18 protein-coding genes are annotated in these 22,736 nt (G+C 49.9%); 7 read left to right on the plus strand and 11 right to left on the minus strand.

What is annotated here, in order from left to right:
* Nucleotides 1–4: 4 nt before the first annotated feature.
* Together D4L85_RS18640 and D4L85_RS18645 are read right to left on the minus strand one after the other, a co-directional pair.
* Entirely contained in the window at nucleotides 5–1,426 is a 1,422-nt protein-coding gene (locus tag D4L85_RS18640; protein ID WP_160143825.1) for a carboxylesterase family protein, read from the minus strand.
* Between the two features lie 126 nt (nucleotides 1,427–1,552).
* Nucleotides 1,553–2,332 (minus strand): hypothetical protein, encoded by a 780-nt coding sequence (locus D4L85_RS18645; RefSeq protein WP_160143826.1) that lies wholly within the window; start codon nucleotides 2,330–2,332, stop codon nucleotides 1,553–1,555.
* Between the two features lie 518 nt (nucleotides 2,333–2,850).
* Here D4L85_RS18645 and D4L85_RS18655 point away from each other — a divergent pair.
* Complete coding sequence (locus D4L85_RS18655; RefSeq protein WP_119755722.1) at nucleotides 2,851–5,313, plus strand: ABC transporter permease; 2,463 nt, start codon at nucleotides 2,851–2,853, stop codon at nucleotides 5,311–5,313.
* A 441-nt stretch (nucleotides 5,314–5,754) separates the two neighbouring features.
* Here D4L85_RS18655 and D4L85_RS18660 read toward each other — a convergent pair whose 3' ends face one another.
* Both D4L85_RS18660 and D4L85_RS18665 read right to left on the minus strand, forming a co-directional pair.
* A complete protein-coding gene (locus D4L85_RS18660) occupies nucleotides 5,755–6,585 on the minus strand; it encodes a 3-keto-disaccharide hydrolase (protein WP_119755723.1) in 831 nt (276 codons plus the stop codon).
* 52 nt (nucleotides 6,586–6,637) lie between these two features.
* The gene (locus tag D4L85_RS18665; protein WP_119755724.1) at nucleotides 6,638–8,248 is read right to left on the minus strand and encodes a L,D-transpeptidase family protein; all 1,611 of its coding nucleotides are present in this window, start codon (nucleotides 8,246–8,248) and stop codon (nucleotides 6,638–6,640) included.
* A gap of 226 nt (nucleotides 8,249–8,474) precedes the next feature.
* Between D4L85_RS18665 and D4L85_RS18670 the strand changes: the two genes are divergently transcribed.
* Both D4L85_RS18670 and D4L85_RS18675 read left to right on the plus strand, forming a co-directional pair.
* Nucleotides 8,475–9,425, plus strand: coding sequence for a bifunctional helix-turn-helix transcriptional regulator/GNAT family N-acetyltransferase (locus D4L85_RS18670; RefSeq protein WP_119755725.1), 951 nt, complete (start codon nucleotides 8,475–8,477; stop codon nucleotides 9,423–9,425).
* 166 nt (nucleotides 9,426–9,591) lie between these two features.
* Nucleotides 9,592–10,722 (plus strand): amidohydrolase family protein, encoded by a 1,131-nt coding sequence (locus tag D4L85_RS18675; RefSeq protein ID WP_119758853.1) that lies wholly within the window; start codon nucleotides 9,592–9,594, stop codon nucleotides 10,720–10,722.
* Between the two features lie 90 nt (nucleotides 10,723–10,812).
* On the opposite strand, the gene D4L85_RS18680 is transcribed toward D4L85_RS18675, so the two are convergent.
* From D4L85_RS18680 to D4L85_RS18690, 3 genes are all read right to left on the minus strand, one after another.
* On the minus strand, nucleotides 10,813–11,307 hold the full coding sequence (locus tag D4L85_RS18680) for a hypothetical protein (RefSeq protein ID WP_119755726.1): 495 nt from the start codon (nucleotides 11,305–11,307) through the stop codon (nucleotides 10,813–10,815).
* A 25-nt stretch (nucleotides 11,308–11,332) separates the two neighbouring features.
* Nucleotides 11,333–12,745 (minus strand): saccharopine dehydrogenase C-terminal domain-containing protein, encoded by a 1,413-nt coding sequence (locus D4L85_RS18685; RefSeq protein WP_119755727.1) that lies wholly within the window; start codon nucleotides 12,743–12,745, stop codon nucleotides 11,333–11,335.
* A 245-nt stretch (nucleotides 12,746–12,990) separates the two neighbouring features.
* Nucleotides 12,991–13,407 carry a winged helix-turn-helix transcriptional regulator gene (locus D4L85_RS18690; RefSeq protein ID WP_228450528.1) on the minus strand — a complete coding sequence of 139 codons (417 nt, stop codon included), beginning with the start codon at nucleotides 13,405–13,407 and terminating at the stop codon, nucleotides 12,991–12,993.
* A gap of 103 nt (nucleotides 13,408–13,510) precedes the next feature.
* Between D4L85_RS18690 and D4L85_RS18695 the strand changes: the two genes are divergently transcribed.
* The gene (locus D4L85_RS18695; protein ID WP_119755729.1) at nucleotides 13,511–13,987 is read left to right on the plus strand and encodes a hypothetical protein; all 477 of its coding nucleotides are present in this window, start codon (nucleotides 13,511–13,513) and stop codon (nucleotides 13,985–13,987) included.
* A gap of 15 nt (nucleotides 13,988–14,002) precedes the next feature.
* Here the strand turns inward: D4L85_RS18695 and D4L85_RS18700 are convergent, their stop codons facing one another.
* The 3 genes from D4L85_RS18700 to D4L85_RS18710 all read right to left on the minus strand — a co-directional run bounded on the left by D4L85_RS18700 (nucleotide 14,003) and on the right by D4L85_RS18710 (nucleotide 15,373).
* Nucleotides 14,003–14,425, minus strand: coding sequence for a VOC family protein (locus tag D4L85_RS18700; protein ID WP_119755730.1), 423 nt, complete (start codon nucleotides 14,423–14,425; stop codon nucleotides 14,003–14,005).
* Nucleotides 14,426–14,440: 15 nt separating this feature from the next.
* Entirely contained in the window at nucleotides 14,441–14,884 is a 444-nt protein-coding gene (locus D4L85_RS18705; protein WP_119755731.1) for a DUF1569 domain-containing protein, read from the minus strand.
* 66 nt (nucleotides 14,885–14,950) lie between these two features.
* Nucleotides 14,951–15,373 carry a helix-turn-helix domain-containing protein gene (locus D4L85_RS18710; protein ID WP_119755732.1) on the minus strand — a complete coding sequence of 141 codons (423 nt, stop codon included), beginning with the start codon at nucleotides 15,371–15,373 and terminating at the stop codon, nucleotides 14,951–14,953.
* Between the two features lie 539 nt (nucleotides 15,374–15,912).
* Between D4L85_RS18710 and D4L85_RS18715 the strand changes: the two genes are divergently transcribed.
* A complete protein-coding gene (locus D4L85_RS18715; protein WP_160143827.1) occupies nucleotides 15,913–18,609 on the plus strand; it encodes a tetratricopeptide repeat protein in 2,697 nt (898 codons plus the stop codon).
* Between the two features lie 8 nt (nucleotides 18,610–18,617).
* On the opposite strand, the gene D4L85_RS18720 is transcribed toward D4L85_RS18715, so the two are convergent.
* Nucleotides 18,618–19,079 (minus strand): GNAT family N-acetyltransferase, encoded by a 462-nt coding sequence (locus D4L85_RS18720; RefSeq protein ID WP_119755734.1) that lies wholly within the window; start codon nucleotides 19,077–19,079, stop codon nucleotides 18,618–18,620.
* Nucleotides 19,080–19,332: 253 nt separating this feature from the next.
* On the opposite strand from D4L85_RS18720, the gene D4L85_RS18725 reads away from it, so the two are divergent.
* Together D4L85_RS18725 and D4L85_RS18730 are read left to right on the plus strand one after the other, a co-directional pair.
* Nucleotides 19,333–19,608 carry a hypothetical protein gene (locus D4L85_RS18725; protein WP_119755735.1) on the plus strand — a complete coding sequence of 92 codons (276 nt, stop codon included), beginning with the start codon at nucleotides 19,333–19,335 and terminating at the stop codon, nucleotides 19,606–19,608.
* 225 nt (nucleotides 19,609–19,833) lie between these two features.
* Nucleotides 19,834–22,707 carry a CARDB domain-containing protein gene (locus D4L85_RS18730; RefSeq protein WP_119755736.1) on the plus strand — a complete coding sequence of 958 codons (2,874 nt, stop codon included), beginning with the start codon at nucleotides 19,834–19,836 and terminating at the stop codon, nucleotides 22,705–22,707.
* Nucleotides 22,708–22,736: the final 29 nt, after the last annotated feature.

Consider the following 22,736-nt stretch of genomic DNA (forward strand, 5'->3'; position numbering starts at 1 on the left):
GATGCTAATCCCGCACAGCCAACGAATCACGTCTTTGCTCAAAAAGCCAATTCCACAAACCGGACGTGTTGTTGACCCGGTCCCAGATGTCGTGGCCGGCATCCGGAAATTCCGTGTAGCGCGGATGACCACCGGCTTGTTTTATTGCGGCGACCATGTCCCGCGATTGTTGCACGAGCACGTTCCGGTCTTTCTCGCCGTGAAAAGCCCACACCGATACGTCAACGGCGTTGGCGGCAAGGTTCGGGTCTTCGCCACCACAAACGGGTATGGCAGCCGCAAAGAGGTCGGGACGGGTGCAGATAAAATGCCACGATCCATAGCCACCTCGTGATACGCCGGTCACATAGCGCCGGTTTTCATCGATCGTTTTAAACTCATCTTCCAGCGCGTGGAGAGCATCAAAAACCAAAGTGTCCACCGTGGGATAGCGGGGCACGCCACCCCATCCTGATCCGGGCCGGCAGTAGGGGACAAACAAGAAGGCTGGATATTTTTTTCTGTAGGGATCCGTCAGTAGCACCTGCGCCGGTGGACAACCTTCCACACCGCCGCCATAAGGAAGACAGACGACGAGGGGATATTTCTTTTGCGGATCAACGTCCAAGGGCTTCAACAATTGGTAATGCAATGTGTCACCGCGCTGATCAACAAAGGTGCGCGATTCAAACAGGATGGCCCATTCTTTTGCTTTTAGGGCAAGTTGTTTTTCCCATGCCAGTTTCCCCTGCGTTTCATTGGCCAGCACAAATCCAAACACACAGGTGAATATAAAGGCAAATGTGCCCGCGATGGCCCATACGCCATCCGATGTTTTTTCCGGTTGCCAGTCGGAATTTTCGGGAGGCAGCGTCCGAAGTTCACTCCGGAAATTCAGGATGTAGAGTAGCGGGATCAAATCATAAGCAAAGGATATCCACAGGCCAACCTTCTGCAACGTCGCCCTCAACGGAACGTCCTGTGAAGAATTGTACCAAAGAATGGTTGCTCCGATCATAACCACGAGGATGAGCATGAGCCATCCGGCGGACAGGAGCCATGGATTTTTGCGGGTAGCCGAAAACACCAGGCTCGCAGCAGAAACGATCGATGTCAGAAAGACAAGAAAGAACGCGGGTGCACCATATGACACGAACTGGGCAGGCGACACGATAATAGCATAGTTCACGATCAGATAACCCAGCGCTGCGATCGCAGCAAGTGTTGCCGTGACGAACGCAACCGTGTAGTGCTTGGCATGATAATACTTTAAAATAAAAAACGAACCGATGGCGGCGTTCACACCGAAGATCAGAAGCCATGGAATGAATGACTCCAGCCGCGTAATTTGATCCCCCAACTGAAACCGAAGAACATCCTGCAAGAGGATCGCAGCGATCAACAAGGCGGTAAAAAAGATGCCCCGGTAATAAAAATTTCGTTTCATGGATAACAGGTGAGCCTGATAAAGATAACGAAAACACTCAAGAAACGAATGCGAAGGTCCCCCTCGTGAAAACGAGATTCGATGACCCGCAACAAGCATTACGCGAATGCGGGCCAGGATTTTGAGCTATTCTTTAAAAAAATGCAGGCGTGCACCCAGGCAAAGAAATTCGTTGAGGGCGGCGCCCGTGTGCCAGTCGTATTGGTGACGGAAATAAGAATAGAATGTCCATCGATGGCTGATCTCATGATCGAACGCCAACTGAACAAAAGGGCTGTCGAGCGCATAAGGATTGAACACATCATAAGACCCCGTGGTGGCCTCCAGGAACCCCTTATCCAGACGATAACGGAGACCCACTTTATAAGTTAGATAAGGATCGCCTGCGCCCTTCATGTCAGGCAGCCCATCCGTTGTGTTGTCGCGGTGCGTGGACCAAACCGTACCTAAAGCGCCCAGCACGGTAAAGGCATGTGAAACAGGATGCTTTCCTTCGGCGATCAACAGGTAGTTGCTTTCGGCATACGAAGGCGTGGGATAGTCGCTGATCTTGTCCGACATGCGCGCCACAAACCGTACGATCTTGAAAAACGATTTGGTTTGCAGTTCCACCTTGTATCCATCGTAGGCCATAAATTTCCCGGAGCGCTCACCATGCCGCAAGCCCAACTCCAGCCTCAACCAAGGATTGAGTTTAAAGTTCGAGACTAGGCTTTGATCCAAGCGGAACTGGCCATCCGCGCTTCGGATCATGCGTGTATAGAACAGGAGGTTCAACTTTTCTTCCGGGGCATGAACAGATTCCAGTGTTGCTGCGGGTTTGTCCTGCGCCCAGGTTGGGAAGATGGGCAGCGCCAGGGCGATTGCGCCCCACATCCTGATCCATGATCTTATTTTCAACGACATAACAAAGCCTTCTCGATTAAATACGCCGGCATTTTCAGGCATTCGAAGGAGGCCAAAAAGCACAACACCTGCACCTGATTTTCCGTGGATGGTGTTTTTTTGGAGAGTGGGCGGGTTAGCCTATGGCGGTTACCGTTTTTGGCTATCAAAAAAGGCCGATGTTACCATTATGCTGCACTACAACAAAAGCCTGTTGGATTACGACGATGATCTCAGCACCGGGCAACGCAACAACGTGATCCTGCTACCGGCAACATGGGGCATTTTCCGTTAACGTGTGCAGGCACTCCGGTCAGTGGTGGTATTGCCCAGACGGTTTGGTTTTGGTTGGACGTTTGATTGCGCCAACCGGGAAATAACCTGGAACACACTTCGCCGGGATGCCCGATTCCGAACCCCCGGATTTCAAAAGCGGATACAACGTATGCGGCATGGGCGCAAAATGACGTAAAAAAGAGCCTTTCGAGCCTGATGAAAGATGGAATGAATTTGGCAACGCCAAACAAAACTTTTAGCGTATGATCCGGAATTATCTGGTCGTGGCCTGGCGCAACCTTGTGAGGAACCGGGTGTTTTCGACCATCAACATCGCAGGACTCGCCATCGGGCTGTCCATTTGCGGTCTGATCTATCAATACATTCAGTTCGAGCGGAGCTACGACCGGTTCAATGTCAACGCCGATCGACTGTATCGCGTCACCCTGGGCAACATCGACCCCGACCATTCCCAACACACTTCGGCCACCAACCATCCCGCGGTGGCCCCCGCCATGAAGGCTGATTTTCCCGAGGTAGAGGCGTTTTCGCGGTTGGCGCGCACCAACTTCTTTGTCAGCTCGGTCACGCTCTCCACGCAGGATAAAAAAGGAAATGCCGTCGCGTTCAATGAAGAAAAAATGTTTCTCGCCGACGGCCCGTTCCTCACCATGTTTTCCTACCCCTTGCTACAGGGCAATCCGGCTACCGCATTGAAGGAGCCGAATTCCATCGTCATCTCCGAGGCCATCAGCAAAAAATTCTTTGGCGATGAGCCGGCACTGGGAAAACAATTGAGCCTGAACCGCGAAGTTAACCTCACGGTCACCGGCGTGTTAAAAGATGTTCCCCAAAACTCGCACCTGTCGTTCAACGTGCTCGTCTCCTTCTCCTCCCTCAGCGAGAAGTGGGGATATGACCAATGGCGCTGGCCGGAGTTCTACAACTATATCTTACTCAAACCGGGAACAAACGCAGCTGCCTTACAAAGCAAACTTCCAGCGTTTATCGACAAATACCTGGGCGATGTGAAGCGCGAATACAAATGGGATATCCACATGTTCCTGCAACCGGTGCCCTCCATTCACCTCACCTCCAACCTGGCCCTGGAACAAGACACCAACGGCAGCGAACGCGTGGTCTACTTCCTCGGCTTGCTGGGCATCTTTATCCTGGTCGTGGCCTGGATCAACTACATCAACCTGTCTACGGCCAAGTCGTTGGAGCGCAGCAAGGAAGTGGGACTCCGCAAGGTGGTAGGCGCCAGCAAGCGTCAACTGGTGATCCAATTCTTTTTCGATGCTTTCCTCGTGAATTTTATGGCGATGGTGGTCTCCGCCGGTGTGCTGGTGGTGGCGATGCCGTTCTTCGAGCGGATGGTCGAAAAGAACATCAGCGGTGTGTTGTATGAACACGGCTTGTGGGCCAACCCCGGCATTTTAATTCTGGCAGTTGTCATTCTTTTTACCGGTACGCTTTTGGTGGGTGCCTATCCCGCCCTGCTCTTGTCGTCGTTCAATCCGGCGCAGGTGTTGAAAGGAAAATTCTATAAGTCGGCGTCGGGTCAGTGGCTGCGGCAAGGGCTTGTCTCCTTTCAATATATGTTGTCGATTTTCCTGATCGCCGGCACGATCGCCATGTACCGTCAATTGTCGTTCATGCAGAAACAAGATCTGGGCTATGCGAAAGACCAGGTGTTGGTGCTGAAGACGCCGGCCGTGTTCGACTCCACGATCATGACCCACGTCTCCTGGTTCAAAGATGCCGTGGGTCGATTGGCGTCCGTAAAAAATGCCACCGTCTCCAATGGTGTTCCGGGCAAAGTGCTGCTGGCCCGCAACGGCGCTCGCCGGATCAACCAGGCTCCCGACGCAGATTTTGCCTGCTACCAAAAATCGATCGATGAAAATTTTCTTTCCACGTTCGGCATCACCCTGCTGGCCGGCCACGACCTGACAAAGAAAGACGTGTTTGTCTATGACCAGGAAGCGCCGATCCTCATCAATGAGATCATGAGTCAGAAGCTGGGCTTTGCCAAACCGGAAGATGCCCTGCACGAAAAGATAACGTTTGGCATGGGACCAAGAGCGCAACACGGCGAGATTGTAGGCGTCGTCAAAAACTATCACCAGGTCTCGCTGCACGAGAACTATACGCCGATGATGTTTATCAATCCCGAATTCTTTTCCTTTAATTACATCTCCATTCACCTGGGCAACGGCAACATGACGGCATCGATCGACGCTGTCAAAAAAATCTACGACGAGGCTTTCCCCAATAATGCCTTTGAATACTTTTTCCTCGACGAATACTTCAACCGTCAATACAACGCCGACATCCGGCTGGGCAGCGTCTTTGGCGTCTTCACCGTCCTGGCCATCATCATTGCCTGTATGGGCTTGCTGGGACTTTCCATTTTCGCCGTGGTCCACCGCACAAAAGAAGTAGGCATCCGCAAAGTGCTGGGCGCGTCTGTAACGACCATCCTGGCCTTGTTCTCCCGCGACTTCATAAAGCTCCTGTTGGTGGCCTATTTCATCGCCACGCCCCTCGTGTATTTTGCCGTGAACCGCTGGCTGTCAAGCTTTGCCTTTCATATTTCCCCGGGTTGGGATATCTATGTCGTGCCACTGATCATTTTATTGATCATCTCTATTTCAACCGTGGGTTTTATTTGTTTCCGGGCCGCCACCGCCAACCCGACAAATTCGTTGCGGCAGGAATAAGGAAGCACAGCAGATCTTTCGACAACGTGCGTCGTTCCGCAAGCACAAACGTGCATCTGGCTTCACACGTGTTCAAGGAACCCCGTGGATAGCACAATGAAATCTGTGTGGTGATGCATTAATTGGGAGGAACACAGTCGGTGTGCAACGGGTCTTGCTATCGCTGATGCAAGCTGTCAAATTCAGTGCCGGAATTCAGGATGCCCCTGAGCTTGTATTTGATCTTGCGTCGCACAGGTTCAAAGGAATTTCGTAGATAACAGATCGGGTTCCGGTGTGTGATGCATTTCTAATAGAGCGCGGCATCATCGGTATTTGCCGGTTTCGTTTTATTTCTTGTGCAGTGCTTCCAAATTCATTGCTCTCGAAATTCGGGCTGTCTTGAACCACTGGCGTGCGTCTTTAATCCGTTTGTGCCGGCGACATGACGTGGTCCTTCCATCACTTCAGTAAACCGGCTGGTATTTTATGAATGGCCTGAATCTCGACGTTCCGATAATAAACCTCGGCACCTTCGCTTTGCAATTGGATCTTCCCTTCCTGCAACGGCGTCGACTTGCCGTCGTCGAGCTGACTGGACTGTTGCAACACCATGACCACTTTTCCATTCATTATGTGCACAGCGGTGCTCCCGTAGCAATAGAGCTCCACAACATTCCATTCTCCGGACGGTTTTTCTGCATCGGGATTTTTTATACAGTGTCTTCCTTGAGGGGATTTCTCATTGAACAACAGCAGCTTTCCCTTGGGATTGTAAACGTAGTCAGCAGAATCTTTCATCGCGGCTACTTCAAATGAGCCACCGGCGACACCCCAATAGTCGCCACAGTCGCCTTCCTGAAGTTGAAATTCCTGTGAGCGCATCCAAAAACCGAAGTCCGCCCCATGAGCGCCAACGGCGTGATATAACAAGCCGCTGTCGCGCTTGCTGTTTTTCTTGGGATGCGATTTTGTTTCGCCCCATTTGAACTCTAACCTCAGGTGATAGTTCTTGAATGCCTGTTGTGTAGAAATGCCTCCGAAACGTTGGCCGGATACTCTCAGTGCCGCATGCCCATCGATGGTCACGATGGAAAAGACCTTTAAGGGATCGGCGTTCAACCCAAGCGGCGTGTGATCCCAGGTATTTTGAACCGTGTCGTAAGAGGGACCTAAATAGGTGTCCCAGCCGGTCAGATCTTTTTCATTCAATAATTTTGTCCAGGAAGCCTTTTGGGAAAAGCCTTTTGTTGAAGCCAGGACTATAAACAAAAGTAAGATCGATAAGCGCATGATGATTTTTGATAATGATTATTCACCGATGATGATAAGGTACGAATAATTCCTATTGAAACATCATCTGCCCCAGCCGCGTGTCCATGTTATAGACGTCGTTGCGCAGATTTAATTTGCCATCGCGGCCGACAAATGCCGTGAGGTAGGCGATCAGAACGGGGACCGTTTTTTTGAGCGTCACATATTTTTCCTGACCCGAATTCATGGACGCGTCGATTTTCGCAGACGTCCATTCGGGATCGTTTCGTAAAAGATATTGGGCCAATTTTTTTGGTTCCGCCAACCGGACGCAGCCATGGCTAAAGGCCCGGTTGTCTTTGCTGAACAGGCTTTTGGACGGTGTGTCGTGAAAATAGATGCTGTAGCTGTTGGGAAAGAGAAACTTGACCAGGCCGAGCGAATTTCGCGGACCCGGCTTTTGCCGTACCATATTGCCGACCCGTTCCATGTTATGTTTCTCCAGGTAATCCGGATCACTTTGAATGCCCGGCATGATCTCGTTTTGTAGGATGCTCGTGGGCACGTTCCAATAGGGACTGAACACAATGTACTTCAGATCGCCGGTAAAGATCACGGTTTGATGAAGGACTTGACCCGCCACGATGTTCATATCCCAAACCAGCGAATCGGACTGATACACATAAAGCTTAAAGGAAGGAATATTGACCACCATATAATCTCCATCCATGCGCTCAGGCACCCAACGGCATCGCTCCATATTGACGACGATCTTTTCGACGATATCTCCCACGGGTATATTCATTTCACGGATCATGCCCGTTCCCACAATGCCATCGTCGTTGGCGCCACGACTTTCCTGGAAACTCTTGACGGCGGCCTCAAGATCTTCGGTGAAAAGCAAGGATGTCGTGTCCCCTCCGTATTCTCCGGAGACAAATAACCGCTTGCGAATCTGACGAACGGCTATCGACGAATCGCCCTTGTGATAGGATTTCTTTTCCGGTGAAATGGGTTTCCAGCCACCGGCCGATTCGATGTCCCGGTATTTTTTTAGATATGATTTCAACAAGGCGTATTGACGGTAAACGGGTTCACGCGCCACAAAGGGATGCCCTGACGAATGGAGGAGAAGCGAGTCCATCAGCGTTTTGAGATCGAGTTTTTTGCGGGGCAGATACCACTCCAGTTTGCGCGTCTCATCCTCGCCAATGCCTTGCCAGACGTGACGGGCAAAACTAAAGTATTGCGAGGTGAGCATCAATTCCGCCTCGGCGTTCATCGGCTCGCGTTGCAGCAGCGTGTCCCGGTCGTCCATCAGCGCCTGGAACATGCGGATGTAGGGCAGGCTCTTGGTGAGGCCATCGTCGTTGAGATTTTGAATCCGGTTGAATAAACCCGTGGCCTGTTCGATCAGTCCGCGGCGGTCATACCAGGCATAGGAATAGCCACGGGCGCGATAGAATTTCTCAAGATCCCCGGCGTAGGAAGCAAAGTCGGGGTACTTTTTGACAAACGAAAGCAAGGCACTGCTGTCAAAATGAAAGGATGTTTGGTCGCTGAAATTGCCGGCCACGAGTTCGGCGTCTTGCATTTTCTGCTGTCGTAAGGAATCGGCGCCGGCTTGGTCCGTGAGATGGGAGGTTTCTTTGCAGCCGCCAAAACAGACCGCAAGGAAGACCAACAGGGGGAGCTTTTTCATGCAGAAAAATTACGTAGAAATAGCGATGAAACAGCGAAATAAAGCCAAAGAACGTTTAGAAGCCATCCCTTCGGGCCAAGCCGTTGTGCTTTGTCTTACAGCTTACAGAAGATTCGGAGACCCAGGCATTCCTTTTTTTTAGAGCGTGCGAATTTTAATTTTTGAAACCTGTTATCTATATTTACGTAACTGGTTACGTAATTGATTCACGATAAAGTCAATGGCTATGGATTTCTACAACAAAACAGGCAAAATGGCGATCGGCAGCCGGTTGAGGCTGCTCACCGACAAGGTCACCACCGACGCGGCACAGATCTATAAACTGTATGATGTGGAGTTGCTGCCCAAATGGTTTCCGGTGTTCTACTGCTTGTGCAGCGAAGATTCCACCATCACCGAGATCGCGCAACAGATCGGCCACTCTCATCCGTCTGTGAGCAAGATCGTGAGCGAAATGCTGCGGAAGGGGATCGTGTCCGAGAAAAAGGACAAGGCCGACAAACGCCGGAACGTGATCAGTCTCTCCAAAAAGGGAAAGATCATGGCGGCGAAAATTCAGGATCAGTATAAAGATGTGAACGAGGCCATCGAAGAAATGCTGACCCAAACAACCAACGATCTCTGGAAGGCCATCGAGGAATGGGAAATTCTTTTGGACCAGAAGAACCTGTTGCGCCGCGTGCAGGAAAAAAAGAAGATCCGCGAAAGTAAAAAAGTTAAGATCGTTGACTATACACCGGCTTACGCGAAGGCTTTTCAGGCGCTAAACAAGGAGTGGATCTCAACCTATTTCAAGATGGAAGCCGCTGATTTCAAATCGCTCGAAAATCCGAAAGGCTACATTCTCGATAAAGGAGGCGCCATTTTAGTGGCGCTGTACGAGGGTGAACCCGTTGGTGTTTGTGCCCTCATCAAAATGAACCATCCGGAATATAGCTACGAACTGGCCAAGATGGCGGTTTCTCCAAAAGCACAGGGAAAGAACATCGGCCTCCTGCTGGGCAAAGCCATCCTGAAAAAAGCAAAGGCGTTGGGCGGATCGTCTGTATATTTGGAAAGCAATACCATCCTCAAGCCGGCCATCAGCTTATACTATAAACTCGGCTTTCAGAAAACATTTGGAGAGCCAAGCCCTTATGAACGCTGCAATATTCAAATGGCTGTGAAATTGAAATAGCGCGACATCGCGCAGGTGTTGCTTTTGAGGTTAGGATTTCCATCCTTTCTTCCGGCCTTTAAAACTTCTATTTGGCTACCCGCCACAACATTGTTTGACAGGGTGGTGTGTTTTAGCAGATTAGCTTGTGAACTTCTTTTGTCCGCTCGACCTGATCAGCCCCCGCATGAAAAACTTCTCCAGCTTTAAGAACTCTTGTTTTCTGATCGTTTGTCTCCTCGTTTGGCAAGGTTGTTCGCAAACCAAACGCACAGAATCAACCGCTGAGCAGCTGTCGGAATTTTATGAGCTGAACGATTTTGCAACGATCGAAAAATTCGACACCCACATTCACCTGAACACTGACGCTCCTGCATTTATACACCAGTCGGCCAAAGACAATTTTCGTTTCCTGGACATCGTCGACGACCGGCCTTTTGGTTTGCCGATGGAAGACCAGGAACAGATTGCGCAGAAACAAGTGAAAGCGTTCCCTGACCGGGTTGCCTACGCCACCACCTTCCCGGTGAAGCACTGGAACAGCGAGCGTTGGGAGCAAGAGACGATCGACCATCTGAAGGATGCGTTTTCGCACGGGGCGGTTGCCGTCAAAGTGTGGAAGAATGTGGGCATGAGTTTGCGCGATAAGGATGGAAAGTTTGTCATGATCGATCATCCCCGGTTTGATTCCCTGTTGAACTACCTGGCCAAAAATAAGATCACCCTCATCGGTCACCTGGGCGAACCCAAAGACTGCTGGTTGCCCCTCGACAAAATGACGATGAAAGGAAACCGCGCCTATTACACCGAGCATCCCGACTATCATATGTATTTACATCCGGAGTATCCTTCTTATGAGGACCAGATCGCCGCTAGAGATCACATACTCGAGAAGCATCCCGACCTGATTTTCATCGGCGCGCATCTGGGCAGTTTGGAATGGAGCCTGGACGAACTGGCCAAACGCCTCGACCGGTTTCCTAACTTCGCAGTGGACCTGGCGCGCATGCCCAACCTGCAACATCACGCCATGACCAACTGGCAAAAGACGCATGATTTTTTTGTGAAGTACCAGGATCGCCTTCTGTATGCAACCGACAGGGCCGTGAATCCAGACAAAGACTCCCTGGAAATGAAAACACTCGTACACGAAGCCAGGCTGCGCGATTGGGAATTTTTTACAACCGATACTAAAATGACATCGACCGGCTTTGAGGGCGAATTCAAAGGTCTGAAATTGCCGCGTGAAGTAGTTGACAAGCTATATTTCAAAAATGCCGCAAAGTGGTTGCCGGCGATGGGATTGAAGGGAATCTGAGGGCATCATCTCCCTGCGTTGGTATGGGCATAAATAAATAATCCCCTGGAGAACCAGGGGATTATTATTTGATAACTATTTGTGATGTTCTTAAAGTGCTTTCTTGAACGTTACTTTATTGCGCTCCTCCAACTCTTGTGAAGCCAGGAATTTTTTCAACTCTTCCTGCGATTGGCCATAGGGCAACAAGTCCACCTTTTCGGCAAACAGGTCGGAGAAGAACCAGATGGAGCCCGCGAGCATGCTGCTGGCAATCACCGTAGCCAGCATTTCGGGTATCGGCAATTTCCAGGTTCCATAGTAGAGGATGTTGGTAGCAAAAGAAGCCACGGCATAGATCTTGGATGGAAGACGTTTTCCGTTGAGGATGAACATGAGGATCGCGGCCTCGATGGAGACGGCAAAGATGAACGCGTGCGCCCAGTTGAACGCGGTGATTCTTAGACCACCATAGTTGAAACTCATGTCGGCCACACGGATGCGATCGAAGATATACATCGTGTGAATGATCTGGGCGATGAGCACAAAAATGAGCGTAAGAAATACAAGCGTTTCTGATTTCAGGAAGTCAATGATCTTTTTCATTGCGTATAGAATTTGGTAAAGGTTCTCAGGTGTAACGTGGATTATGGAGTTGTGAAACAATGTATTCGATTTGATCAAAGGGCTCTTTCACGTCGGCGTCGACGATCTTGCGATCCTCTACATGAAACGCCACGCCCAGGTCGTCCAGCTCGTTCAGGATGGGATCGTAGATCTCTTTTTTTGTCGGCGTGTGAAGGCCCTTCACTTTGATGTTGCCCACCAGGTAAGCTTTTGCCGCCGCCCCGGTGGTGAGACCAATGGCTTTGGCTGTGGCGGAATTCAACAGGTCTTCGCCTTGCGTGATGAGAGTAGAGGTGAACTTGTGCCGGAAGTTCTGGTAGTCATACTCCAGCTCGTGCCGCATGATGACACAATCTTTGTCATTCGGGCGCATGTTGAATTTCTTCTCCAGCAAATGTTGTAGAATGACGGCCGGTGTAATCTCCCTGTGGCCTTCGAGCCATTCATCTTCAAACAGACCAAGCCATCGCAGCGCTTCTATTTCGCTCCAGGTGGCGCGCAAATGCTTTTGCAACAGGCTTTCGATCGAGTCCGAGGTTGAGTAGGGGAGGAGTGAGCGCAGGAAGTAGCGAATGGATTTATTTTCAAAGAGCTCGATCCGGGTGGTGTTGTCGGTCAATCCCAGTTGTGTGATCAGACTCCAAAGGCGTTCGAATCCTTTTCGTACTAATTTTCCCTTCGTGACGGTGTGCGCTTCCGTGAGCTCGTATAATTTGCGGTAATACAGTGCATCGCCTTCGGGAATGGCGACGATCTCCGGCAGCCCTTGGATAGTGATGGGCTCACTTCTTTCCAACAATTGATGATAAGGAATATGCTGAAGCTGGCCGTTGAGCAAGTAGCGGTTGTTGCCTTTGCCCAGGTTGATGAGTTCGCGCGACGGTTCCGTCAATTTAAACTCCCACGGGTTGTCGATACATTGTTCGGCAATCTGGCTTCCGCTGTAGGTCTTCAGAGAGGCGATCATACCTCCCCGGATGTGAATGTTGTCGATGGCTTTTTTTAGCGTGATGTGATCCAGGCCGGGAGAGAACCCGCATTCGAACAGCAGCAAGACATCGCTTTTTTCGGCTTGCGATTTTTTGGCCATCAACTGGCGCGTCAGGCGGGAAGGCGTGATAAGATCTTTGCTGTGAGCGATGCAACTGTCGGCCACCTGCAATAACATAACATCCGGAATCATACCGATGACCAGGTCCACCTTGCGGATGGCGTGATCGCATTGGCGGTAGTCGGTAACGTTTATAAAGAGGATGTCGTTGCTGAATTTTTCCTCCCGCATGCGCCGTACGGCACCTTCCCCAAACATGCTTCCCACACAGATCTTCCACCCGTAGCGTTTCCCTTCCAACGCGAGATAGCGGACCAATGGCACAGAAAACTGATCGGTACTCAACAGCACAAGCACGGTTTTCATTTTGCGGCCAAATAGTTTAGACGCCGAAAATTCAATGCATTTCAAGCAGCAAACTTGTGAAATCGTGTCCTTTTCTTACACCCGCAAGAACTGTGTAGTGGTGGGGCTTATTTCATCAAAAGATCATAAACGCAGCTCGTTGCTCAAAAGTGACTTTAAACAGAACAAATGTTCATCTTCAGCGACTGCGAATTGGTAACTAAAGTATTTATGAACACACAAAAAGACAGCAAATTCCGTTCACATTAACCCCCGGCACATATTGATTTAGGTTGGTCAGTTAACGTCGAAAGGGAAGATACCCCGCCCGTTAGGCGGATCCATTCCGGTTTGTGCGGGCTGTTCAAATGCGTTACGCCCCAGCGCACCATTTCGTCGATTAGCTGGCGCAGCGAAATGCCGGTGGATGTGAGGCTATATTCAATGATCTGCGGCGGATGGGCTAAAACAATGCGGCGTGCAATGAGTTGATCCTCTTCCAATTCGCGCAATTGTTCGGTGAGCACCTTTTTGCTGATCCGCGGCATGCTTCTTTTCAACGACCCGAACCGGTTGATGTCGTGTTGGATCAGATATAAAATGATCGGCTTCCACTTTCCGCCGATCATTTCGAAGATGCGGGTCATCATGCAAAGGGAGGCGTCGTATGTGGTGATTGGCATAAAACAATTCGTTTGATAGTCAGTCGGTTAATTCAGTATGCCCGTGGTTCCCATCCGGTAACTACTTGACCTGCGGTGACCCTGTTCATAACCTTGCAACGTTATGATGAAACAAGAAGTTACCACCGTCAGCCGCCTTAGCGTAGCGTTAATGGTCCTGACATCGATCCACCATGCCTATGGTGCGATCATCTACAACACGCCCTGGCGCCTGCACATCTTAATGATCAGCGTCCCTGTGATCATCTTCACCGGCGTTTTTTATTACCGGGTTCTAAAAAAGGGGATCCGCACCCGGAGTGTATTCTTTGGAGTATACCTCGTGTTGACCTTGGTGGCTTCCGTTGCGTTGATCGGACTCTTTGAAGGGGTCTACAATCATCTTCTAAAAAACGCACTGTTCTATACGGGTGCCAGTCACCAAATACTCATCGCTTTATTTCCTCCGCCGACGTATGAAATGCCCAACGATTTTTGGTTTGAATTTACCGGCGTCCTGCAAGGCATCGTGGCCATTCCGTTGACGTTGTCCTTTGTCCGGTTGATCAGAGGTCTGTGGGTAGGGGATAGGAAGGATTGAGCGTATCCGATCAGTTCATCCTTTTGTCAATTGCGCGAGCGAGAACCAATTGCCTGAATCGTCTTTGAAAAGGGCTTCGATGCCATAGAATTCTTTCTTGGGCGGTTTTGTAAACTCAACACCTTTGGCCTTCAGTTCTTCATAGGTGGCATAGACGTCGTCGCAGGTGAGGACGCCGCAACCGAACGTTCCTTTTTTCACGAGGTCTCTCAACGTTTCGGCCGTTTCTTTGGAATACCACATACCTTCCGTGATCGGCGTCAGGTTGATCTCAAAGTCGGGATGGTCGGGCGGTGCAACCGTGAGCCAACGATGGCCATTGGCCGGCACAAGCGGCACGTCCATGACGACTTTAAAACCAAGTTTGTTAATGTAGAAATCATAGGCGCTGGCCTGGTCGAGCACGTAGATGCTTACGTGTGTTAATCTTGTGATCATGGGTTGAGCTAGGGTTTAACTATTAAATTGACGGAGATGATGGTCACTATGTTTATAGACCAGGTGCCCGGTCTGTTCTTTGGTTAGCTTTCCAAAGAAAGGATGGACAAGATCCGGCGCCCAGGTGTTCGCATGTTCTTGGATGAGCGCGATCCATTTCGATTTCTCGATCGAAACATCGCCATCATCTTTTATGATGAGCGCCGGGAGCGTGGGAGAATTTCTTCCCAGCGGGGCTTCATTTTTCAGTACGGTGTTCAGAGCCAGTTTGCCGAATATACGCCCTATGAATGCGCGATCGTATTTTGTCTTACCCAACATCATTTCCTCCCAAAGCCGGCAGTGTTTCACCATCTGGTAAACTTTCATTTTGCCCCACTGTGCGCTACTGTTTTCATCCAGGGTGTTTATCCGTCGGATCAATTCGTCACGGGTGGCTTTGTCGTATACGGTTTTCATCTTTTGTTTTTTTAAGACAAAGAACGACGCTGGCGAAGGTTTTGATTTCTCTAAAATTGCTGTTTTTCAGATCCAACCGCTTTTGTGCGCAAAGCAACCCGGTATGAAGCGAAGGGGCGATTCCTTTATTTGTGCCTTTATATATTGTTGCTGCTGTGAATACGCCAAAGGTGTGATGCCATACAATCGCTTGAACAATCCGCTGAAGGAACTCAGGCTTTCAAATCCTACGGCATAACATACTTTAGAAACGGGAAGACCATCTCTCAATAATGCCTTTGCCTTTTCCATCCTCACCGAGATCAGATACTGGTGTGGCGTCCGGCGATAGATGCTCTTAAACTGCCGGATAAAATGGAACTTGGATGAGTAGGCCTCATCGGCGATGTTATCGAGATCGATGGGCTTTGCGTAGTGGGTATCGATGAAAAGCTTGGCCTGCACAAGGCGCCGGTAGAGGAAGATCTTGGGATAAGCGTCTGTTTTCATGATGGCATCCTTTCTTTCGTGCTGCTATGGAAATATAGTGAAAGATGGTGTCAGCCGTAGGGTTTACATCATCAATTGTTCTAACCTATGATCGTTCGTCCCGCAAGCATGGTGAATAAATGCTCGGCAAGGCAAGGCTCTGGAAGTGGTTCCGGGCAGAACAATAACGTTTCGCGGTCTTCAATCTTGGTTTTCCTTTCATGCGTTTGCAAACGTTATATGTCATTTCGCTTGAGGTGCTCTTGTCGAAAAAAAAGGTAACCACTAAAAAAATATTAAATGAGATAAAAGAACCGGACAACAATGTTCGAAGAGTCGGTCATAAGGCAGGAGGCGGGAATGACAATGCTTTTTTGTAACAGAGTTGCGTTGATCAGAATTTTATATGGATTGGCACGGCCTGGGCAAATGTTGTCCATCGGCCATGTACGCACGCTGGGCGACCGTTTGCTCAACGGCGGTTTTTTTAGCGGGCGAATCTGGCTATCTTGCTCGCTGTTAACGTTTAATGAATGCTTTTCAGCAAAGGCCTACGGCTCATGTGCGTTCTCGGATTCCTGGGTGCGGAAGCCATTTGTCAGACGAAAGTTATTGACAGCCTTGAACAAAAACTAAAAAACGCTCGCGATCGCGAGCGCGTTGACGTCCTCAATCAGCTTACGTATGAGTTCATATCCGTCAACACGGATAAGGTCATTCAATACGGCGACGAAGCGCTTCGCCTTTCGCGGAAGATCGCCTACACAAAAGGAGAGGGCATTGCCTATACTTACCGGGGTGTGCACGAATATCTTTCCGGACAACTTCAGCAAGCCCACAAAGATCTGCATCACGGTCTCGCCTTGTCGGCGCAGGTGGGTGATAGAATAAACCAAGGATATACGTTGCTTCAATTGGGCAATTGCAGCCTCGAGGAAGTGGAGAACGATTCCGCTTTGCTTTTCCTTCAAGGGTCGTACGAATTTTTTAAAGACAGCACCCAGCCCGCATCGCTTTCCAAAGTCTATCGCAATATGAGCGCAGTATATGGCCAGCGCTATCAATACGAAAAACAAGCAGTGTATCTCGATCGCGCGATTGCCATCCGCCGGTTGCTGCCTGACAAAACCCTGCTCACGGACGCCTTGACCCTAAAGGCCACCAACAAATGGATGACGGGCGATGTGCCTGCAGCAGAAGCCTTGCTTGACGAAGCACTGACGGTTGCCGTCGAACACCCCGAAGACGAAGAAAATCTCCAGGACATACATCACTTAAAGTCGATGGTCCTTTTTCAACAGGGCCGGTTTGATGAAGCGGTGGTGCTGTTTGATTCGGCCCGCAATTATTTTTTGCGAACACTGTTGTACAGGAAGTACGTTACGATGCTCATCGACATTGGAGAAGTGTTCTCCGATCGGGGCGAGTACGAATTGGCGCTTGATAATTTATATGTCGCCCTGGAGCTGAGCAAACTGAGAGGCTACGAAGTCGAAACCCATGTGATCCGTACACGGATCGGCTGGATAAATTTTCGCCTCGGCGATCTAAAGCAGGCCTTTCGACTGGCAAACGAAGCGTTGAATTATACCACCAAGCGACAGCCGCAGGCAGACATTGCGAATGCGCTCAACCTTAGAGGCGTGGTCCTCACAGATCTCAACGAGTTCGCGCCCGCCAAGGTATCTCTGGATTCTGTGATCCAAATCTATAAACAGTTGGGCGACAATCGCGGGATCAGTGAAGGACTGATGAACCTTGGTTTTTTAGAAGAGAAGCAAAAGCGATATTCCCAAGCCCTTGCGTTTTACAAAGAGAGCATTCGACTCGCCGAGGCATCCAACTATGCCTATGGCCTGGCGTGGTCAAACTGGGGAATGGGTGACATTTATTTCAAGCAAGGCGACTACAAAACTGCCGCCCGGTATCTGGATCAATCGGAAGCCTATTGTCGTCTGATCCATGCCCATGAGATCCTGATCATCAACTACAATACCCGGAGGGATCTGTTGGCCGCTCAGAATCGCTTTAAAGAATCTTTAGGGTTTTCTGTTTTAGCCAGTCAGTTGAAAGATTCCATACACCGCACGGACCTCGCACGACGGTTTGTGACCCTGGAGAAAATGCAGGAAATCGAACAGCGCGACCGCGACATCAAGGCATTGCAAAATGACAAACAACTGGCGGAGAATAAAATAAACTTGCAGCAAGCCCAAATACGACAGCAATTTATTTTGTTGATCGGAGGCGTCATCAGCTTGGCCTTGTTGGGTGCCCTGGCCTTAGTGTACTATCGCTTTTATAAACGGATCAAAACGCTCCACGCCGCCATCACCGACAAGAACAAACGCATCCAGACCCAAGCCGATAAACTACATGAAGTGAATGCCGAGCTAAAGCACTTGTATCACGAGGTTTCGGAGCAGAACGAAGAGATACAGGCGCAGGCGAGCAAACTCGCCGCCAGCAACAAGAGCATCAGCGATCTCAACCGCGGCCTGGAACAGATCGTGGCACAGAAAACATTGGAACTTCGCACCACCAACGAAGAGTTGGCCAAGCACAACAATGAATTGCTCCAATTCTCCTATACGGTGTCGCACAACCTGCGTGGCCCGGTAGCGAGATTGCTGGGGCTTTCTGACATCGTGATCGCTGAACAGGATTTTGCCGAAGCCCAGAAATGGATTGCCCTGATCGGCAAGACGGCGGCGGACCTGGACTTGATCATAAAAGACCTAAACAAGATCCTGGACCTGCGCAACGAACCCCATCAATACCGGGAAACGGTGGAGCTCGAAAAAGAATGGAAGCAGAGCATCAGTCTTTTACAAGATAGCCTCAATGGTCACGAGGAGATCACGGCGAACTTCGAAGCGTTGCCGCAGATCGCGACGGTGCGGGCCATGGTGCAAAGTACTTTCTACAACTTGTTGAGCAACGCCATGAAGTTCCGTTCACCCAATCGCGATCTGAAAGTGACCGCCACCAGCAGCTATGTCGATGGGAAAGCCCGGCTGGAGGTACGCGACAACGGCATGGGATTCGACACTGGGGTGCACAAGGAAAAACTTTTCAAACTCTACAAGCGCTTTCACAACCACGTGGAAGGTCGTGGCATTGGCCTCTATTTGGTGAAATCACAGATCGAGATCCTGCATGGAACGATCGAGGTAGAATCGGTACCCGGCCAAGGTTCACGCTTTACGATCACGTTGCCGTTAGACGAGGAGCTGCCGCACGTTTTGCTCGATTAGCATTTAACTCAAAGCATCAACACCATTTTAACATCGGCTGTTTCGAAGGGGGAATCCTCCAAGGGAATGTGTTGAAAACCATAACGTTCATAAAGCCTTAGTGCAGGCTGGAGCTTGCTGCTGGAGAACAGCTCGATCTTTTCAGCCTTTAGCGCCTTTGCTTTTTCAATACACGTTTCAATGAGCGGCTTGCTGAGCCCTTTGCCGCGGTGATGCACGCCCACCGCCATCTTGGCGAGTTCATAGACGCCGTGGTGTTCCTTCATCAAGGCTGCCGAACCGATCACCTCTTCACCCTCCATGGCGAGATAAATAAAACCTCCTTGCTCCAGGATGTATTTTTTGGGATCGTTCAACACATCGAGGTCGCGTTGTTCGGTGAGGTGGTGCAGATCGAGCCATTCCAGGTTCAAGGCTTTGAACTGGGGCTGGTAACGATCTTCATAGGGAATGATGGTCACGGGCTTCATTGGCGTAAGGGGTCGACATCGTGCTGACGATTTCAAAGACCGGGCGACATGTTAAATATAGTAAACTTCCTTGCTGGCCGGCAAAGAGAGTTAAACGGAAGGGGTTCCATTTTGTTTGATCCCGGACGCGAAACGCTCGGAAGATGATTGTGAAAGAATTGGCTAACTTGCATCGGGTAGGAAGTCCTTTGGTCTGGGTTGGAACGTGACACCGGGACGATGGGCGAGCCTGTATCATTTTAACATATACATTATGTACTCCAGCTGTTGGGAAGTTATAAAAGACGATTCGAAAAGAACATTTGAAGTTTGTGGAAAAGCTGCCAACAATAACTTTTTCACCAACAGCATTCACGGCATGCAAAGAGCGGGAATGAACGTTAGCGGCATAACCCCTCCCGTGGGAGTTACGAACTCAAATAAAGAAGGCATAAAGGTGCCGGGCTACACAAAAGAAAAAGGGTTGCATGAAAGGCTTTTGAGTGAATACAGGGCCATACAGCGGCAATCCATGGATTTCGAAGATTGACGTTACCCTTGGCATTAGTCCGCGATTGCTAGGGAGGGCTATCCGAAACCAGTTTGTACATCAATGCACCGGTATGGCTATCTAAAGAAATGGAAGAACCCTCAAAGCAGGCCAATATTCAAGGTCGAGGATTGCGGATTATACAAATGCAGGTCTTTTCTTACATAGCGGTCAGGGGTTTGGTTGCAATTCCTATTTTTGGAATGTCATATAAGTTGGCTTTCTATGAAAAATCTAATCGGCACAGGACTCCTTGTGCTTACCGCCGTTGCTGGCTATTGTCAGGACCTCGTCATTACCAATGTCAGTGGATCAAAGACCTTTGACCGGTATATGCCCTTCACAGTTTCCGCTACCCTCACAAATCAAGGTATCGTAGACATTGCCAAGGCGACATATATTTATGCATACCTCTCGACTGATGCTGTCATCGACGGGGCCGATGTTCAGATGGGCTCGTTTTATGTAACGTCGATAAAGGCGGGGCAATCCCTGGTGCCTGCGTTCAGTGCATACTACGACGTGGTGTCGCCTCCCGGAACATATTATCTTATTTTGAAAGCCGATGCTCAGGATGCTCAGGTTGAAACGGATGAGTCGAATAATATCTCGGTTGTTTCGGGCTATGTGGTCAACACCCCCAACATCGACTTCACGTTCCAGTCGTTTAGCTTGAACAAATCGTCAGCGGCTATCGATGATGTGGTGGTTCCAGTCTATACCGTGAAGAACGGAGGCACTACGCCTTTTGCCGGAAGCATTTACACTAGCTTTTATTTGAGCACCGACAATGTGTATGACGCCAGTGATGTAAAACTGAATGACTATTACAATAAATTCTCTTCCGGGCAAGCGACGAGTCAAACCTGGTATCAGTTGATGATGCCACACAAACCTACGGGGCAATATTACATTATTGGCATAACCGACCGGAACTATAATGATCAATCGGAGGTCGCCGAAACCAATGAAGGCAACAATACCGTTTCGGCGCCGCTGACCCTGGTGAACAACAATATTGATTTGGATTTGACAAGCGGAAATGCGCCCTCCGCAAGCTATATCGAGGCCGGTATGAGCCAAATCCACGTAGATTTTAACTTAAAAAACAAAGGTACGACGGGCGTGTTGGGGTATTCCATCAATGCCTATCTTTCTCCCGACCCTGTGTTGGATATCGGTGATTATCTCATCAATGTGCCCTGGCCCTTGACACACGACTCCTATTATGTTCCCGCCGGCGGTCAAATTTTCAATTCCCTCTCGGTCGATCTCAATAATTTGGTAGATCCCAGAGTGTGGGGTACGAATTATGTGATCATAAAAGTGAATGCAGACGGAGCCGTTGCAGAAACAAACACCGGTAATAATACGGCGACGTCGATGGGAACCATCACCATCAACCCACCGGTGGCGAATGTGGGGATTTCGAATGCAAACTTTTCAGGTGCCTACAATAACCTGGATAATCAGCTGGAAGTGGATGGTGCACTGATCAACCGCGGATCATTCTACAGTGGAGGCGTGACCAGCACCGTTTCCATCCGGAACGCTTCCAATGTCCAGGTCTATTCTACCATGAAATATGAATACGTTTACCTGTACCCCGGGATGACCAGTGCATTTCATTGGGAGTTGCCTTTAAGCAGCGCCCTGGCGCCAGGTCAATACACACTGACGATTCAATCTGCGAACGACCCGAATCCTTACAGCATTCCCCTCACCATCCAGGAAGCGAAGTTCAACTTCTACGGAACGGTAAAAGGTGAGGATGGTGTGTTCCTCACCAAGGGAAATGTTTTTCTATACCGGAAGGAAAACAACACGATAAAATTCGTCGACCAAAAACAACTGGCAACCCCCGATAGCACCTTTAGCTTCCAGGTAGATACGCGCCAGTACACTTTGTATTTTATTCCCGACAAGACGGCGTTCCCCGGCTATGTTCCGACCATCCTGGGAAAAACCGTCATGTTGAACGACCAGTCTTTTTTGTCGCTGACAGAAGACAAGGGCGTGCGACTCGAGATCCTAAAAGTGAACCCGCTCCCTTCAGGTTCCAAGATCATCAGCGGTACCGTCAGTCAAACCGAAAATCCTGTCGGGCGAGGTTCGGTTGAAGGCTTGTCCGTCATTCTTTTGTCAACATCAGGCGATGTAGTGGGGCTGACCCAAACGGACGATACCGGTTTTTACCAGTTCACGAATCTGCCCGAAGGCCAGTATCAGGTGCTTATTTCTTTTCCACTGGATGAACCACAAATGGAAGAGCCCATCACCGCCGACGTCACCCTTCGCAATGCACAAGTCGATATCTCTGTTTCGCCCGAGGGAACGCAAGGTCATGTCACTGAAATTCTTTTGAAACAGCACATCACCTTTGGAAAGATGTCTGGAAAAAGATATGCGGATGGGCCTTTTGCCTTGGAGGCCAGCACCGATGCATCGCTGCCGCTTTCCTACACGAGCTCACGCCCCGACGTGGCAAAGATCGAAGCGGGCAAGGTGGTCATTGTCGGCGTGGGCACAACCACGATCACGGCGCTCCAACCGGGCGACGATATTTATCAGCCCGCCACTCCGGTAGAACAAACCCTCGTGATAGCCAAAGCCCTGCAACAGATCAGCTTCAGTGAAATCGGGTTGGTGGAAAGCGCGGAAGACATTTCGCTGGATGCCGCAGCAAGTTCCACGTTGCCGGTTTCCTACGTATCGGAACATCCTGAGGTGGCCACGGTGGAAGGCCAGGTGTTGAAAATTCACGGATCGGGTGAAACGCTTATTTCAGCGCTTCAGCCGGGCAATGACAACTATGAACCCGCCGAGAACGTCTCCAGAAAATTAACGGTCCAGTTGATCACGGGTATAGAAGATCCGTTGGCGAATGTGACAGTCCATCCGAATCCTACTGCAGATTTCCTGATCTTCTCATCGTCATCGCCGATCCAGCAAGTGGCCATCACCGACGTGACCGGCCGTTCGCAGGCATTGAAGGTTGCGGATCACGTAGCCGACCTGCGGAGATTTGAAGCCGGGGTGTATGTGGTGAAAGTGCAATACAGCAATGGGGTGAAGGTATTTAAAGTGATGAAGGAGTAACCCGGAGCGTGAATCAATAACTGGGCAAT

The organism is Chryseolinea soli (genome assembly GCF_003589925.1).
In the GTDB taxonomy this organism is placed as follows: domain Bacteria; phylum Bacteroidota; class Bacteroidia; order Cytophagales; family Cyclobacteriaceae; genus Chryseolinea; species Chryseolinea soli.

Coding starts and splice junctions, on each gene's coding strand:
- D4L85_RS18660 (WP_119755723.1), bottom strand. CDS start 6,585: ATGCGCTTATCGATCTTACTTTTGTTTATAGTCCTGGCTTCAACAAAA.
- D4L85_RS18725 (WP_119755735.1), top strand. CDS start 19,333: ATGTACTCCAGCTGTTGGGAAGTTATAAAAGACGATTCGAAAAGAACA.
- D4L85_RS18640 (WP_160143825.1), bottom strand. CDS start 1,426: ATGAAACGAAATTTTTATTACCGGGGCATCTTTTTTACCGCCTTGTTG.
- D4L85_RS18690 (WP_228450528.1), bottom strand. CDS start 13,407: ATGCCAATCACCACATACGACGCCTCCCTTTGCATGATGACCCGCATC.
- D4L85_RS18675 (WP_119758853.1), top strand. CDS start 9,592: ATGAAAAACTTCTCCAGCTTTAAGAACTCTTGTTTTCTGATCGTTTGT.
- D4L85_RS18670 (WP_119755725.1), top strand. CDS start 8,475: ATGGATTTCTACAACAAAACAGGCAAAATGGCGATCGGCAGCCGGTTG.
- D4L85_RS18655 (WP_119755722.1), top strand. CDS start 2,851: ATGATCCGGAATTATCTGGTCGTGGCCTGGCGCAACCTTGTGAGGAAC.
- D4L85_RS18720 (WP_119755734.1), bottom strand. CDS start 19,079: ATGAAGCCCGTGACCATCATTCCCTATGAAGATCGTTACCAGCCCCAG.
- D4L85_RS18710 (WP_119755732.1), bottom strand. CDS start 15,373: ATGAAAACAGACGCTTATCCCAAGATCTTCCTCTACCGGCGCCTTGTG.
- D4L85_RS18730 (WP_119755736.1), top strand. CDS start 19,834: ATGAAAAATCTAATCGGCACAGGACTCCTTGTGCTTACCGCCGTTGCT.
- D4L85_RS18665 (WP_119755724.1), bottom strand. CDS start 8,248: ATGAAAAAGCTCCCCCTGTTGGTCTTCCTTGCGGTCTGTTTTGGCGGC.
- D4L85_RS18645 (WP_160143826.1), bottom strand. CDS start 2,332: ATGTCGTTGAAAATAAGATCATGGATCAGGATGTGGGGCGCAATCGCC.
- D4L85_RS18685 (WP_119755727.1), bottom strand. CDS start 12,745: ATGAAAACCGTGCTTGTGCTGTTGAGTACCGATCAGTTTTCTGTGCCA.
- D4L85_RS18700 (WP_119755730.1), bottom strand. CDS start 14,425: ATGATCACAAGATTAACACACGTAAGCATCTACGTGCTCGACCAGGCC.
- D4L85_RS18680 (WP_119755726.1), bottom strand. CDS start 11,307: ATGAAAAAGATCATTGACTTCCTGAAATCAGAAACGCTTGTATTTCTT.
- D4L85_RS18695 (WP_119755729.1), top strand. CDS start 13,511: ATGATGAAACAAGAAGTTACCACCGTCAGCCGCCTTAGCGTAGCGTTA.
- D4L85_RS18705 (WP_119755731.1), bottom strand. CDS start 14,884: ATGAAAACCGTATACGACAAAGCCACCCGTGACGAATTGATCCGACGG.
- D4L85_RS18715 (WP_160143827.1), top strand. CDS start 15,913: ATGTGCGTTCTCGGATTCCTGGGTGCGGAAGCCATTTGTCAGACGAAA.